Source organism: Streptococcus sp. Marseille-Q6504, assembly GCF_965111625.1.
The window spans coordinates 124,122-139,014 of sequence record NZ_CBCOON010000004.1; the positions used below are offsets into that span (position 1 = coordinate 124,122).

The 14,893-nt window shown below is 38.7% G+C and carries 11 protein-coding genes; 3 read left to right on the forward strand and 8 right to left on the reverse strand.

The features are described 5' to 3' along the window. Position 1 precedes the first annotated feature (1 nt). On the reverse strand, positions 2–586 hold the full coding sequence (locus ACWPUA_RS05700) for a thymidine kinase (protein ID WP_414276905.1): 585 nt from the start codon (positions 584–586) through the stop codon (positions 2–4). Between the two features lie 122 nt (positions 587–708). Between ACWPUA_RS05700 and ACWPUA_RS05705 the strand changes: the two genes are divergently transcribed. The 3 genes from ACWPUA_RS05705 to pepT all read left to right on the forward strand — a co-directional run bounded on the left by ACWPUA_RS05705 (position 709) and on the right by pepT (position 3,625). Next, positions 709–891 (forward strand): 4-oxalocrotonate tautomerase, encoded by a 183-nt coding sequence (locus ACWPUA_RS05705; protein WP_001117401.1) that lies wholly within the window; start codon positions 709–711, stop codon positions 889–891. 114 nt (positions 892–1,005) lie between these two features. Beyond that, on the forward strand, positions 1,006–2,379 hold the full coding sequence (mnmE, locus tag ACWPUA_RS05710; RefSeq protein ID WP_454379731.1) for a tRNA uridine-5-carboxymethylaminomethyl(34) synthesis GTPase MnmE: 1,374 nt from the start codon (positions 1,006–1,008) through the stop codon (positions 2,377–2,379). A 22-nt stretch (positions 2,380–2,401) separates the two neighbouring features. Continuing rightward, positions 2,402–3,625 (forward strand): peptidase T, encoded by a 1,224-nt coding sequence (gene pepT / locus ACWPUA_RS05715; RefSeq protein ID WP_006151674.1) that lies wholly within the window; start codon positions 2,402–2,404, stop codon positions 3,623–3,625. Between the two features lie 26 nt (positions 3,626–3,651). Here pepT and ACWPUA_RS05720 read toward each other — a convergent pair whose 3' ends face one another. From ACWPUA_RS05720 to ACWPUA_RS05750, 7 genes are all read right to left on the reverse strand, one after another. Continuing rightward, on the reverse strand, positions 3,652–7,137 hold the full coding sequence (locus ACWPUA_RS05720) for a pneumococcal-type histidine triad protein (protein WP_454379733.1): 3,486 nt from the start codon (positions 7,135–7,137) through the stop codon (positions 3,652–3,654). 7 nt (positions 7,138–7,144) lie between these two features. After that, the gene (locus ACWPUA_RS05725; protein WP_454379735.1) at positions 7,145–8,074 is read right to left on the reverse strand and encodes a metal ABC transporter solute-binding protein, Zn/Mn family; all 930 of its coding nucleotides are present in this window, start codon (positions 8,072–8,074) and stop codon (positions 7,145–7,147) included. 155 nt (positions 8,075–8,229) lie between these two features. Further along, positions 8,230–10,791: a pneumococcal-type histidine triad protein gene (locus tag ACWPUA_RS05730; RefSeq protein ID WP_454379737.1), complete on the reverse strand. Its 2,562-nt coding sequence runs from the start codon at positions 10,789–10,791 to the stop codon at positions 8,230–8,232. A gap of 290 nt (positions 10,792–11,081) precedes the next feature. Beyond that, positions 11,082–12,041, reverse strand: coding sequence for a hypothetical protein (locus tag ACWPUA_RS05735; RefSeq protein WP_454379739.1), 960 nt, complete (start codon positions 12,039–12,041; stop codon positions 11,082–11,084). Positions 12,042–12,160: 119 nt separating this feature from the next. Beyond that, entirely contained in the window at positions 12,161–13,072 is a 912-nt protein-coding gene (locus tag ACWPUA_RS05740) for a bifunctional riboflavin kinase/FAD synthetase (protein WP_025170344.1), read from the reverse strand. 55 nt (positions 13,073–13,127) lie between these two features. Continuing rightward, positions 13,128–14,111, reverse strand: coding sequence for a dihydroorotate dehydrogenase (locus ACWPUA_RS05745; protein ID WP_454379741.1), 984 nt, complete (start codon positions 14,109–14,111; stop codon positions 13,128–13,130). After that, the gene (locus ACWPUA_RS05750) at positions 14,074–14,874 is read right to left on the reverse strand and encodes a dihydroorotate dehydrogenase electron transfer subunit (RefSeq protein WP_454379743.1); all 801 of its coding nucleotides are present in this window, start codon (positions 14,872–14,874) and stop codon (positions 14,074–14,076) included. The genes ACWPUA_RS05745 and ACWPUA_RS05750 overlap by 38 nt, the downstream gene beginning before the upstream one ends. Between the last annotated feature and the right edge of the window lie 19 nt (positions 14,875–14,893).

Below are 14,893 nucleotides of genomic sequence, written 5' to 3' on the forward strand. Positions count from 1 at the left end.
TTTATTGATTCTCCTTATTGATTTCAGGGGCAAAATAATGTTTACGGCAAACTGAGATATAGGTTTCATTTCCACCAATCTGGATTTGTTCACCATCATAAACAGGCAATCCGTCCTGCGTACGCAAAACCATAGTCGCTTTTTTCTTGCAATACTGACAAATGGTCTTGATCTCATCAATCTTATCTGCTAAGAGCAAGAGGTGTTTGGAACCTTCAAACAGCTCATTGCGAAAGTCATTTTTTAAACCAAATGCCATAACAGGTATATCTAACTCATCGACAACACGAGCTAAATCGTAAACATGATGACGTTTTAGAAATTGAGCTTCATCAACAAGCACACAGTAAGGCTTTTCAGGCAAATCCCGGATAAACCCAAAGATATCTGTTGTTTCGTCAATGGCAATTGCTGGTCTTTTCATTCCAATGCGACTAGAGACATAACCGACACCGTCACGTGTATCCAGAGCTGAAGTCATAATCACAACTCCCTTTCCTTGCTCCTCATAGTTATAGGCTACCTTGAGAATCTCGATGGTCTTTCCTGAATTCATGGTCCCATAACGATAATACAACTGTGCCATGTTTCTATTTCACGTCCATTTCTAATTTTCTGCTACATTCTAGTATATCATATTTTCCAAAAGCTTTAAACGGCAAAATGTGGTAAAATAGAAGAAATCAAAAACTAGTGGAGGAAGCTATTATGCCATTTGTACGCATCGATTTATTTGAAGGACGCACGCTCGAGCAAAAGAAAGCCTTAGCTAAGGAAGTAACTGAAGCTGTGGTTCGTAACACTGGTGCACCTCAATCTGCTGTTCATGTCATCATCAACGATATGCCTGAAGGAACTTACTTCCCGCAAGGGGAAATGCGCACTAAGTAAAGCTTAAGCAATCTGCTTAGGCTTTTCTTTATAAGTGGCATTCGTTGAATAAAAAACTTTATTTTGTTACAATTTTAAGAGATATTTGTATATAAATTGTTAAAAGGAAATGAAATGATTACACGTGAATTTGATACCATTGCAGCAATCTCGACACCGCTTGGTGAAGGGGCGATTGGGATTGTTCGCCTAAGCGGAACGGATAGCTTTGCCATTGCACAAAAAATTTTTAAAGGCAAAGACTTGAGCAAAGTTGCTAGCCACACACTGAACTACGGCCACATTATTGACCCTTTGACTGGTAAGGTTATGGACGAGGTCATGGTAGGAGCTATGAGGTCTCCAAAGACCTTTACTCGTGAAGATATTATCGAGATTAACACTCACGGTGGAATCGCCGTAACCAATGAAATCCTGCAATTGGCTATCCGTGAAGGGGCTCGCATGGCAGAGCCTGGTGAGTTTACCAAACGTGCCTTCCTCAACGGTCGTGTAGACTTGACTCAGGCTGAAGCTGTAATGGATATCATCCGTGCTAAGACTGACAAGGCTATGAATATAGCAGTCAAACAACTTGATGGATCCCTATCTGACCTCATTAACAATACTCGTCAGGAAATTCTCAATACTCTGGCCCAGGTTGAGGTTAATATCGATTACCCTGAGTATGACGATGTGGAAGAAGCCACTACTGCTGTTGTTCGTGAAAAAACCTTGGAGTTTGAACAACTATTGACCAATCTCCTAAAAACTGCACGTCGTGGTAAAATTCTCCGCGAAGGAATTGCAACGGCCATCATTGGTCGTCCTAACGTTGGGAAATCAAGTCTCCTCAACAACCTCCTACGTGAAGATAAAGCTATTGTAACGGATATTGCAGGGACTACTAGAGATGTCATCGAAGAATACGTCAATATCAACGGTGTTCCTCTGAAGTTGATTGATACTGCAGGTATTCGTGACACGGATGATATCGTGGAACAAATCGGTGTTGAGCGTTCGAAAAAAGCCCTCAAGGAAGCTGACTTGGTTCTACTGGTGCTAAATGCTAGTGAACCACTAACAGCACAAGACAGACAACTTCTAGAAATCAGTCAGGACACTAATCGTATCATTCTTCTCAACAAAACTGACCTCCCAGAAGCAATTGAAACTGCTGAACTTCCAGATGATGTCATTCCTATTTCAGTCCTTAAAAATCAAAACATTGATAAGATTGAAGAACGCATCAATAACCTCTTCTTTGAAAATGCTGGCTTGGTCGAACAAGATGCTACTTACTTGTCCAATGCACGTCATATTTCATTAATTGAAAAGGCAGTCGAAAGCTTACAAGCAGTTAACGAAGGTCTTGAATTGGGCATGCCAGTTGATCTGCTTCAAGTTGATTTAACTCGAACCTGGGAAATTCTTGGCGAGATAACTGGTGATGCCGCTCCTGATGAACTCATTACACAGTTGTTTAGCCAATTTTGTCTGGGTAAATAAAAAATTATAAAAAGGAGTTATGATGAAATATCCAACATTACTAGAGCGTTTTTTGACTTATGTTAAAGTTAACACACGTTCAGACGAAAATTCTACTACTACACCAAGTACTCAAAGTCAAGTAGACTTTGCGACTAATGTCCTCATCCCAGAAATGAAACGTGTCGGTTTGCAAAATGTCTATTATTTGCCAAACGGTTTTGCTATCGGTACACTTCCAGCTAACGATCCAAGTTTAACTCGCAAGATTGGTTTTATCTCCCACATGGATACGGCTGATTTTAATGCTGAAGGTGTCAACCCTCAAGTTATTGAAAACTACGATGGGGGAGTTATTGAACTAGGTAATTCTGGTTTCAAGCTTGATCCTGCAGATTTCAAGAGCTTAGAGAAATATCCTGGACAAACTTTAATTACTACTGATGGAACTACTCTTCTCGGTGCCGATGATAAATCAGGTATCGCCGAAATCATGACAGCCATCGAATACTTGACTGCTCATCCTGAAATTAAGCACTGCGAAATTCGTGTCGGCTTTGGACCTGATGAAGAGATTGGTGTCGGTGCCAATAAATTTGATGCAGAAGACTTCGATGTCGACTTTGCTTATACAGTTGACGGTGGACCTCTTGGTGAACTTCAGTATGAAACCTTCTCTGCTGCAGGTGCTGAACTTCATTTCCAAGGTCGTAATGTTCACCCAGGAACAGCTAAAGGACAAATGGTTAACGCCCTTCAGTTAGCGATTGATTTCCACAACCAACTCCCAGCTGGAGACCGACCTGAATTGACTGATGGTTACCAAGGTTTCTACCATCTCATGGATATAACTGGTAGTGTTGAGGAAGCGCGTGCTAGCTATATCATTCGTGACTTCGAAAAAGAAAACTTTGAAGCGCGTAAAGCTGCTATGCAAACTATCGCTGATAAGATGAACCAAGAACTTGCTAGCAATCGTGTAACCTTGACTTTGACAGACCAGTACTACAACATGAAGGAAGTCATTGAAAAGGATATGACTCCAATCACCATCGCTAAATCAGTAATGGAAAGTCTTGATATCACACCTATTATCGAGCCTATCCGTGGAGGAACAGACGGTTCTAAGATTTCCTTTATGGGAATTCCAACGCCGAATATCTTCGCTGGCGGTGAAAACATGCATGGCCGTTTTGAATATGTCAGCCTTCAAACCATGGAACGTGCAGTTGATACAATTATTGGAATTGTAGCTTATAAAGACTAAAAAAGAAGTAGCAATGCTACTTCTTTTTAATTTACTTCTTTGTCACTTGTTTCAGGACTTGTAGTAGTTGAATGTGAACTTGATTCTTCACTTGTTACTTCGGTGCTAGCTTGACCTGGTGTTGCTTGTTTTGTTTCAACAGGTGTTTCTTGACTTGGCGTTGCTTTAGATCTAAGCTCTTGGTTTAATGAAACAATTTCTTGAGCGACCGTTAGCAAAGCTTGCTTGTCTTTACTTGCTGCACTTAACTTGTCAAACAGAGCATCTACCTTTTCAAAGTCCGCATCAGAACCATTATTCATTTCCAAATAAGTATGGAGAGCAATGACACCGTTATAGAGTTTTTGGTAAAGAACTAAAACCTCTGGGTCTTGTTTCGAATTGTCACGTTCATTTTGGATTGTTAGTGAAATACGTTTCAAAAGATCTTGAACCTGTGTATTTAATTCATCAAGGTCTGCGTCTTCTTTCTCCAAAGCAACCTTCAGATTTTTCACTTCGTCAGAGAGTGAAGCTTTAACCCCCTCCTCATTGACTTGATTCACTAATTCTTCAGCTTTTGTTAATAACTCTTCTACTTGCCCTTTTAAGACATGGTTACTTTGTTCCTCAGGTTTTAGATCATCATACAAACCTTTCAAGAACTCATAGACTGCAGTTTTAGCACTATGGCCATCCACTTTTTCTGTATCTAAGATTGTTTCAGAAGCCTTGCTTGCAACTGGCTCATTTTTCAGTGCTTCTTCTACTTCCAGTTTTGTTTGATAGATTTCTGGGAAGATTTTGTTCAAGTCAGTTGCCTTAAGGAAGGATTGTGACTGATAAAGTGTCCACGTTAGGTTGGCAACTTTATTTCTAAGAGTGTCATTTAAGCGACCGTCAGATAGATGTTGGTAGAAATACTTGATGTATTCTACTGTTGTAACTCCAGTACGGTCATTAAAATCTTGCAAAGCTTGTAACTTAGCTTCAACTGCATCTAAACCTGCTTCATCTTGGGCTAGTTTATTTTCTTGAAGCTGAGTCAATAAATCCTTCTTAGGAAGTCCATAAGCATCTGTGTCTAAGGTATTAATCTTATCTACTAATGCTTGATATTTTTTGTCTAAAGGACTGATTTCTGTTGGTTTGACACTTGAGTCAATGTGAATATACTGCTTATCAAACAAATCCAAAGCTGCCAAATATCCTGCAGTAGAGTTGGTTGAGAGTTTTTTCATATTTTCAGAGAATTGCCCCAAAGCAAGTTCAATTTGTCTTTGTATAATTGGTTTATCTTTATAAACTTCGCGACTTTCTGCCAAGAGTTGATCAATCTTATACTGGACTGCTTTTTCATCAAAAGCACCAGGTTGGTAAGTTGACTGTAATGCAGGAATTTTGTTTTTCAAAGCGACTTCATAACCTTTAGTTTGAACCTTGATGTAGTGGTTGTGGTCACCATGAGGGATAACAAAGCTACCATTTTCAACCTGCAAGCTATAAGGAGAAACACCATCACGTAGAGCAGTTGTATAGAGTTCGTTTAGGAAATCAAGCTCTGCATCTCCAGTTTGAATCGGAATACGAACGTGTTCCTTACGAACAGCGTAAGGGTGAATGTGAGTTGGGTCATAAGCCTGGTCTGGATTACCAAATACAAAGAATCCATTTGAAATTCTGATAGCCTCAAGAGGAACGCCATATGTTTTAGAAATATAAGCTATTTTTTCTTCATCGCTGGCATCTCTAGAAAATGCTTCTACATCTTTTGCAAGAGGTTTAACAGACTCAGTTTTATGACTGTTTAAATGTTCTTGAGCAGCTTTAATCTGATCTTTTGTTAAATCTTTTTTAAAGAAATAATGGGCATGGTCTCCATGTGAAACTACAAAACCTTGCTCATCTTCACTTATCACTCGGTCAGCATCGAAACCGTGATCGTGGTCTTCACCATGGTGGTGATCATGCCCGTCTTCATCATGGTGCTCATCTGATGGATTAGGTTTAACTTCGGTTTTACCTTTCAAGTGTTCCTGGGCTTCTTTAATCTGTTGAGCCGTCAAATCTTTCTTGTAAAAATAATGATTGTGGTCTCCATGTGAAACTACGAAACCTTGGTCGTCCTCGCTAATCACTCGAGCAATAGCAAAGCCATGATCGTGGTCTTCACCGTGGTGGTGATCATGCCCGTCTTCATCATGGTGATCATCTGATGGATTAGGTTTAACTTCGGTTTTACCTTTCAAGTGTTCCTGAGCTTCTTTAATCTGTTGGGCCGTCAAATCTTTCTTGTAAAAATAATGATTGTGGTCTCCATGTGAAACGACAAAACCTTGTTCGTCCTCACTAATCACTCGATCAATAGCAAAGCCATGATCGTGGTCTTCACCGTGTCGATGATTAGCATGATCGTGGTCATGGTCTTCTTCGTGTTGATGATCAACATCTTCGTGATCATGGTCGTGATCATGGTCTTCGTTTGGTTTACTTGGAGTTTCCACAGGATTTGATGGTGTTACTAGACCTGAAAGTGGTATCAAGCGTGCAATCTTTTGCTCCAAAGCAGATAAACTAGTATAAGGGATGAAATGGTAATGATTTCCATGAGGGATAGCAACTCCATTAGGCGTACGACTAGTAATTTTAGCCGGGTCAAATACCAAACCATCAGATTCTTTATAGCGTTGACTAACTGGTAAAGCGTAAAGCTGTTCTAGAAGTTTTTGAAGATTATTTTCTTCTTGTACTGGATTGCTTGTAGCTGGTTTCTCTACTTGATGACTTGGTTCAACACTTGGAATCGGTTTGTAGTCTGTTAAACTTTGTTGACTTCCTTTTCCAGCAAGGTAAGCTTGAGCGGCAGCCAATTCACTTGAAGATAGAGCACTCTTAGGAACGTAATGATAATGGCCACCATGAGGAACGATATAAGCGTCACCTGTATCTTCAATAATATCTGCAGGATTAAAGACGTAACCGTCATCAGTTGTATATCGACCTTGTGCTCTGGCAGCAATAACTTCATTACTTGTACTGCTACTATCTGATGTGTGTTCTTGTTTTTGTTTCTCGATTTGGTCTTTGGTACGAATATTCTCTGCGTGACTAGCATCTTTAAGATAGACATAATATTTGCCATCCACCTTGATGATATAGCCACCTTTAATCTCATTGACAATATCTCCATCACTTAGTTGATAGTTTGGATCTTTCATGACCAATTCTTCACTAAAGATGGCATCAAAAGGCACCTTACCATTGTAGAAATGGAAATGGTCACCGTGGGAAGTCACATAGCCTTGATCTGTAATCTTAGTAACAATCTGTTCGGCTTCTATTCCTTCTTTTTGGTTAACTTGATCAGGTGTCAGATTTTCATTCTTTTTAGCATCAGACTCTTTCTCGTCAACATAGGATACACGGTTATTTTCTTTGTTCTCAGGCGCTTGATGTTGATTTAAAGCGTAAGCGCAGACACTTAATGCAAGGACCACTGCAGATCCTGCTAGATATTTTTTATTAATTTTCATAAACTCCTCATTTCAATTCTTCAGCTAAAATAGCTATATTGTCTTCTAAATTTTCCAAGTAGGACTTATCGTTTTGTGGGTCAGCCTCTAAAGGATTGAGTGTTTTAAGACTCACACCTGTTGATTTAACAAGTGTATCAGCAACTTTAGACGAAGCATTGCTCTCTGTAAAGATAGTTTTGACCTTATAATTTTTTACAAATTCTTGAATTTCGGTTAACTGTCTCGGGCTTGGTTCTTGGTCTGGTGAAATACCAGCTATTCCAAGTTGATTTAATCCAAAGCGTTTCGCTAAATATGAAAAAGCTGTGTGTTGAGTTACAAAATTTCTTTGATTGACTTTTTCAAAAATGGGTTGGTATTTCTTGGTCAAATCATGAGCTTTGGCACTAAAACTTTGTGCGTTTTTTTGATAAGTATCCTTATTAGCGCTGTCTAGTTCGGATAACTTATCAGCGATAATCTGGGCTTCTTCAGCAACCTTTTCAGGATCAAGCCAAGTATGAGGATCATACAAGGTCTTCTCATCAATCCCGTCTCCAGCTTTCATATCTTCTAATCCAGGCACGCGCTCCAAGGTCATACCTTCTGATGCTTCTAAGACCTTTACCTTAGACTTTTGCAGGCTTGGATCTAAACTTCCCGCCCATGATTCCAAGGTATGAGAATGATAAACGAAAACATCTGCATCATAAATGGCTGCAATATCATTTGCCGAAGGTTCAAATGAATGGATACCTGAACTAGATTGAATCATCCGAACGTCATTTAGGTCACCGGAAATTTCTTTGACCATGGCATAGACAGGATAAAAACTAGTCACAATCTTCATTCCCTTAGTTTCATTACGATTGTCTTGACTAACCTTTTGTCCACATGCCCCTAAAATGAGAACAAAGAAGGTAATCATGAACCATAGAATGCTTCTTTTTTTCATAACAACTCCTTAACTAGTATTTAACCATTTAATTAACTAGTAAATAGTTTACTCCTAAAAACTTAAAATGTCAATATTTTTTATGGATTTTCATGAAAAAAGTGAGAACTTGATTTCATTATCAGTTCTCACTAGTCATCTTTATCATTTGACTTTTAATTCTTTTCGTTTGTTATAGGCTTACTATTTTTTAGCAAGACTAAAAGATTTTCAGCCTGAGCCATAATACCATTGTTATCCATAGTACCTAGTGTTAGATTATTTCGTAAACCAGCCAAGGTTTCGCTAGCATTGGATTTCACTCCTGCATCTGTCACATTCTTTAATAACTCTTCTGCTTCTTGTAGTTTAGCTTCTACCTTTTCAGTTTCAATCTGTGGTTCTTCCTCTGGAGATTCTTCTGGTTCATCAGCTGGATTAGTATCCTCTGGCTTTTCCATTTGCGGCTTCTCCTCAAGAGTTTTTTCATCTTCAGTTTTTTCTGTCTGAGGTTTCTCCTCATTTGGTTTTACATTATTCGAATGGTCATGTTGTCCATTTTGGTTTCTTAGAACATGGTCACTTGCATTTCCCCAACCACTATCTGAATGCGGACGCTCGCTTGGATGCTCGACATAGTACTTCACAGTCGCAAAAAGATCTTCGAGCGCATATCCCTTAGGAGCTTCGTAAAGTCCTTCATCAAACCATTCAAACTTGATATTATGGTAATGATCAAAGTGAGGGATAATCAAGTTACCATTTTTTACATCAACTGCATATTGTAGATTGTAAGGCATGCGATCTAGCGGTACCTTCTTCTCAGCTTTTACCCGATTATAGATAGCTTCTGCCCCTTTTGCTTCCGATTTTGTTGAGTTCTGATTATCTGTCGAAGGAGGCGTCAATCTCTTCTCTTTGGCATACGCCTGAGCAGTTGCCCTCTCAGCTTCGGACAAACTATCCTTACCGATCCAATGACTATGACCCATATGTGGCGTTACATAAGCATCTCCCTCGTCACTGATAATATCATGAGCATCAAAGATATAACCATCCGATGTTGTGTACTTATCCGCTAGCTGGGCTACACGAACTTCATAGTCACTATACTCGATTTCTGAGTTTGGCTTACCAAGACGTTCTGGATGACTAATCGGTGCAATAAATTTAAGCAAATCATCTACAAAAGCTATCTTATTAACATGCTCATCATTTAATCTTTCTAACAACTGATCCAAAGTCTTGAAGTCAGATAGCCGTCCCTTATTTTCAAGTAAGTTCCTATGCGTTTGCTCCAACAAACTATAAGCCTTATCATAGAATTCCTGATCTCTAGGAGCTATTGTGCTTTTCTTCTCCGCTAAGGTATGAGATGGTGTAGGCACCTTATTTAGTTTTTTCTCAAAAGCTATAAGATTCTCTTTAGACAAATCCTTACTCAAGACATAACGTGATACTCCTTTATCTTCAAGGACATAACCCTGACCAATTTTTCTGACTACTTGCTTGGTAAGTTCCTCATTAGAATGATTTTCAGGAATAGGAACTGGAGTTGGTTGCGGATTTGGAACTGGTTGAGGAAGAGGTTTTATCGTAAGATTCGGCTGTAAACTAGTAGCTCCAGGAACGGAAACAATTTTTTGATTTCCAACTGGAATTATCCGTGAAATCTTTTCTTCCAAAGCTGACATTTGACTATAAGGGATAAAATGATAGTGATCCCCATGTGGTACTGCTACCCCATTTGCTGTTCTTTTCGTGATTTGGGCAGGATCAAAGAGCAAACCATCGGATTCCACATGACGTTGGCTGAGTGGTAAGGCATAAAGTTGTTTCAAAAGACTAGATACATCTTCACTTGGACTTGCTTGATAACTATTATCCACTTGTGGGCTAACACTTGGGGTCCATCTTCTAGTATTTGCCTCAACATTGCTTTGATTCGTTTGTCTATATGTACTACTATTCGAAGCATCTGATGAGCCGCTAGAAGAATTTGTTGACGGTCGATACCCAACTGAGCTTGTTTGACCACCTTTAGCGGATAAGAAGGCCTGAGCAGCAGCTAGTTCGCTAGCTGATAAATCACTTTTGGGAATATAATGAAAGTGATTGCCATGTGGAACGATGTAAGCATCACCTGTGTCCTCAATAATATCACTAGCATTAAAAATATAACCATCATCCGTCGTATAACGTCCCTGAGTCCTTGCTACAGCGACTTCATTACTAACCTTTACTCCGCCACCATGTCCATGTTCCTGCTTCTGACGATTGATTTCATCCTTACTACGAATATTTTCGGAATGTGAAGCATCTTTGAGATATACATAATAGCGACCATCAACCTTAATGACATAGCCACCCTTGACTTCGTTGACAATATCCTCATTTCGAAGTTGATAATTCGAATCTTTCATCAAGAGTTCTTCACTAATAATAGCGTCATAAGGAACCTTACCATTAAAGTAATGATAATGGTCTCCATGTGAAGTTACGTAGCCTTGATCGGTAATCTTAACGACTATCTGTTCTGCATTGATTCCTTCTCGCTGACTCACCTCATCTGGCGTCAAATTTTCGGTCTTAGTACTAGCCTGATTTCCATCTATATAAGCCACACGATTAGACTCTTTGCCAGTCTGTACTGCTTGGTAACGCCCTAATTCATAACTTGAAAGGCTTAAGGCTATAAGAGCTACTGAACCAAGAACATATTTTTTATTGATTTTCATCTAAACACACTTTCTATTTTCACTACTAAATATAAGATTTAGGCAACATTATAAGTTCTGTGTCATTAACCAGTTAAGTTTATAAATAGAAATATTTATAAAAACAATTAAATGTTCTAATCCTTTTTATAGGTTTCTAGTATTGTTTAGCAAAATATATTGGATTCATAAACTTAACCATTTAATTAACCAGTAAATATTCTACTCCTTAACATTTAAGATGTCAAGTTATAAATTCACTTTTTTCCAAAATTTTACCCAAAAGGAAAAGCACCCAAAAAGATGCTTTCTTATAAACTACCAATGTTGATCTCAGGAAATTTTTTTGGAAGAAGATTCCAGAATTCTTCTAATTGTTCTTCTACTCTATTAGTATTTCGAATAGTTAAGCTATACTTCTTAGAACTATCTTTTCGAGTATATACAAACTGATAAACTTTTGTAAAACGACTATAACTTGTACGTACTAAATAGATCCTCCACACATCTCTAAGATCTAGAGCTTGGGTTCCTTTGTAATAAGTAATGAGATGGTTTTTATACAAAATAACTTTCAAGACCTGGTCATAAAATTCAGCTTGAGTATCAAGCAGTTCGAGATTTCCATCTAATTCAGGGTACAGACGATACAGCTCTTTGAATGAATCAACTGTTTTCTTTCGTATGATAAAGGCTGCGACTAAAGTCATTAGTCCCATGCCGGAAAAAATCACAATACCAAAAATATAGCTCAGGCTGTCTCGTGAATATTCACTGAGACTGAGATAAATTCTTGTATTCATATTACGAGCGACAACCGATTTAGCAGGGAGAATAGAGCTAATAAATTCATCAAGATTGATAATCTTAGTGTTCTTCGAAGTATTGACAAAATTGGTATTAGTGAGGGGTTCTAACTGTATACCTGTGAGAGTTGCAGGATTATCAGCAAGACTGTCTGCGTACTCAAGAAGTTTATTAATTGACTCATCTTTCACTTTAGACTCAACTACAGCAAACTTTCCTTCACCTTCCTTGCTATATTGCACAATATAAACAACAGTTCCACCATCAACTTCACCGACAGGTTCAGGATAGATACCATAGACTGGCATAGTAACTTCTTTTCCAGTATCAGTCGTATCTGCAAACCTCTCTGTAGGCTTCTTGTGCATTTGACCTAAGAATCCTGAAATAGAAGCAATCGCAAAGAATACTAGCGAAAGCATCAGTACAGAAATAAAACCCTTATTTCTTTTTTCTTTAAACATCATAATCTCCCTTAATCTCTTATTAGAATTATACCAGACTTAAGTTTATATCTCATCTCTTATTCTAGTTTTTCTAAGATTTTAACAAAATAAAAAGCTCGAATTTTCATTCGAACTTTTTATTTTCTTGCAGCTTTTTCATCTTCTTCGAGTTGTTTGACCAGTTGTTCAATGCCGTCAAATTTCACCATATCTCGGATACGATCTAACCAATAGACGGTCACTGTTTCACCATAAATATCTTCATCAAAATCAAAGATATTCACTTCAAAACGCTCTTCCTCTCCATCAAAAGTAACGTTCTTCCCGACACTGGCCATTCCTCGATAGAGTTTTCTCTTGATTTCGATATCAACGGTATAGACACCATCTGCCGGCATATAAGTACGATCCAAGAGCACCAGATTGGCAGTTGGATAGCCGATTGTTCGACCACGAGCATTGCCGTGTACAACTATTCCTCTTGTAGGAAGTGGACTTCCAAGCAGCTGACCCGCTTCTTTCACATTCCCTTCAAGGATAGCTTGACGAATACGAGTAGAGCTAATCTTTCCTTTTTCATCTTCTACAGGAGGTACTACGACTACTTCTCCATCAAAGATTTCTTTTAAATCTTCTGCCGATTTTCTATCAGAACCTAAACTATAGTCAAATCCAACTACAATAGTATCTGCTTTAACTTCTTTGACAAAGGTATCCACAAACTCTTGAGCTGTCATATTAGCGATACGACTTGAGAAGTCCATTAAATAAAGATTTTCAACACCAGCACGTTTAAACTTTCGTTCACGTTCTTCTGCATTCAGGATATGAAGTAAATTTTCTGGTGAATAGGGTTTTAAGGTTAATTTTGGTGATTCATGAAAGGTAATTAAAGCAACGCTTAATCTCTTCTTAGCAGCAATTTCACCAGCAATACTAAATAATTTTTGATGTCCAAGGTGGATACCATCAAAATATCCTAAAACAAGGACTGTTGGTCCTGGTGTTGCAATGTCTTTTTCTGTTTTAATAGGTATTGTTACAATCATAGTCATATTATACCAAAAAGAAGAAGGCATTCAAAACATTACGAATTTTAAAAAACTATAAGCTACTTTTAACTTCTTTTCTCAATTGTTCCAGAGTTTCGATATTATATTTGTCCATGACTTTTGGTAGGTTATCAATAATATCAGGACAGGCATAAGGATTGGTAAAGTTTGCTGTACCGACTCCTATTGCTGACGCACCAGCTAAGTACATTTCTATAGCGGCTTCAGCCGAATCAACTCCTCCCATACCAATGATTGGAAGATTAGTTGTTTGAGCAACTTGCCGAATGAGTTTTAGAGCTACAGGAAATATTGCAGGTCCAGACATTCCACCAGTACCATTGGCAATGATTGGTTTTCTAGTTTTGAGATCAAAGCGCATACCAACAAGGGTATTAATCATAGTGAGACCACTAGCACCTGCGTCCTCTACTGCTTTTGCGATGGTAACGATATCAGTTACACTTGGTGTCAATTTAACGTAAACTGGCACATCTGAAGCCCCTACGGCTGCTTTTACCACATCATAAGCTAAATCTGGGTCTTGCCCAATCAAAAGTCCGTGATTCCCATGATCGACGTTTGGACAAGAAATATTGAGCTCAATGGCTTTCACGTTAGGTGCCTTGGAAATACCACTAGAAACGGCTGCGTATTCTTGCTTTGAAAATCCAGCAACATTGGCAATGATTGGAAGATTCGGATATTCTCTTTGCAACCAAGGTAATTTTTCAGAGAGAACGGCATCTAGTCCTGGATTTTGTAGACCAATAGCATTCAGCATACCAGCAGGTGTTTCTGCCACTCGTGGAGTAGGATTACCAAAGCGTGGTTCAAGGGTTGTAGCCTTAATCATGATAGATCCTAAAAGATCCAAATCATAGTATTTGGCATACTCTTGTCCGAAACCAAAACAGCCTGAAGCAGGAATGATAGGATTCTTTAGTTCTAAGCCTGGTAGAGAGACTTGTAATCGATTTGTAGTCATGACACTCTCCTTATAAAACAACAGTTCCTGTTTTAAATACAGGCCCATCTTCACACACACGTTGACTAACTGTATCACTATCTGGTACTTTCAATACGCAAGCGTAGCAAGCCCCCATGCCACAGGCCATACGAGATTCTAGAGATAGATAAGCTCTTGGATGGTCATGGAAGGTTTGATTGATATATTTCATCATACCAGGCGCACCGCATGAGTAGATTGCATCAAATTTTGTGTCAAATTCATTAATCACTACCGATACATTTCCTTTAATACCATAAGATCCATCATCAGTCGTTACAAAGACCTGACTAAATTTGGATAATTCATCTTCCAAAATAACAGCATCTTTAGTAGCGAATCCTAAAACAGTTGTTATTTCAACACCACGCTCATTCAGTTGTTTAGCTACTTCGAGTAAGGGCGGAACTCCGATTCCACCACCAACTATAAGAACACGATTCTGCTTGTCTAAATCAGATAAATCAAAGCCATTTCCTTGAGGTCCCATAACATCTATGCTATCACCTGTTTTTAAGGTTGAAAAAATTGCTGTCCCTGCTCCTTCAACTCGATAGATAAGTCTGCATTGCTTAGACGCCTTATCAATTGATGAAATCGAAATTGGACGACGCAAGAGATGGGCATCATCAGGTACACGCAAATGAAGAAATTGGCCCGCTTTCATAGCTTCGACCATTTCTCCTTCAAGTACAAGTTCAAAGATTGCTGGCGCGATTTCCTCCTGAGATACTACTCTCATAACTTCCAAGCGAATTACACCCATTCGTTTTTTACAATTTGGATTCATAACTTTTCCTCCTTAAATT

Excerpts from the sequence above, each read along its gene's own strand:
- ACWPUA_RS05730 (WP_454379737.1), bottom strand. The coding sequence starts at position 10,791 with ATGAAAATCAATAAAAAATATGTTCTTGGTTCAGTAGCTCTTATAGCC.
- ACWPUA_RS05720 (WP_454379733.1), bottom strand. The coding sequence starts at position 7,137 with ATGAAAATTAATAAAAAATATCTAGCAGGATCTGCAGTGGTCCTTGCA.
- pepT (WP_006151674.1), top strand. The coding sequence starts at position 2,402 with ATGAAATATCCAACATTACTAGAGCGTTTTTTGACTTATGTTAAAGTT.
- ACWPUA_RS05740 (WP_025170344.1), bottom strand. The coding sequence starts at position 13,072 with ATGATTGTAACAATACCTATTAAAACAGAAAAAGACATTGCAACACCA.
- ACWPUA_RS05745 (WP_454379741.1), bottom strand. The coding sequence starts at position 14,111 with ATGGGCCTGTATTTAAAACAGGAACTGTTGTTTTATAAGGAGAGTGTC.
- ACWPUA_RS05735 (WP_454379739.1), bottom strand. The coding sequence starts at position 12,041 with ATGTTTAAAGAAAAAAGAAATAAGGGTTTTATTTCTGTACTGATGCTT.
- ACWPUA_RS05750 (WP_454379743.1), bottom strand. The coding sequence starts at position 14,874 with ATGAATCCAAATTGTAAAAAACGAATGGGTGTAATTCGCTTGGAAGTT.
- ACWPUA_RS05705 (WP_001117401.1), top strand. The coding sequence starts at position 709 with ATGCCATTTGTACGCATCGATTTATTTGAAGGACGCACGCTCGAGCAA.
- ACWPUA_RS05700 (WP_414276905.1), bottom strand. The coding sequence starts at position 586 with ATGGCACAGTTGTATTATCGTTATGGGACCATGAATTCAGGAAAGACC.
- mnmE (WP_454379731.1), top strand. The coding sequence starts at position 1,006 with ATGATTACACGTGAATTTGATACCATTGCAGCAATCTCGACACCGCTT.
- ACWPUA_RS05725 (WP_454379735.1), bottom strand. The coding sequence starts at position 8,074 with ATGAAAAAAAGAAGCATTCTATGGTTCATGATTACCTTCTTTGTTCTC.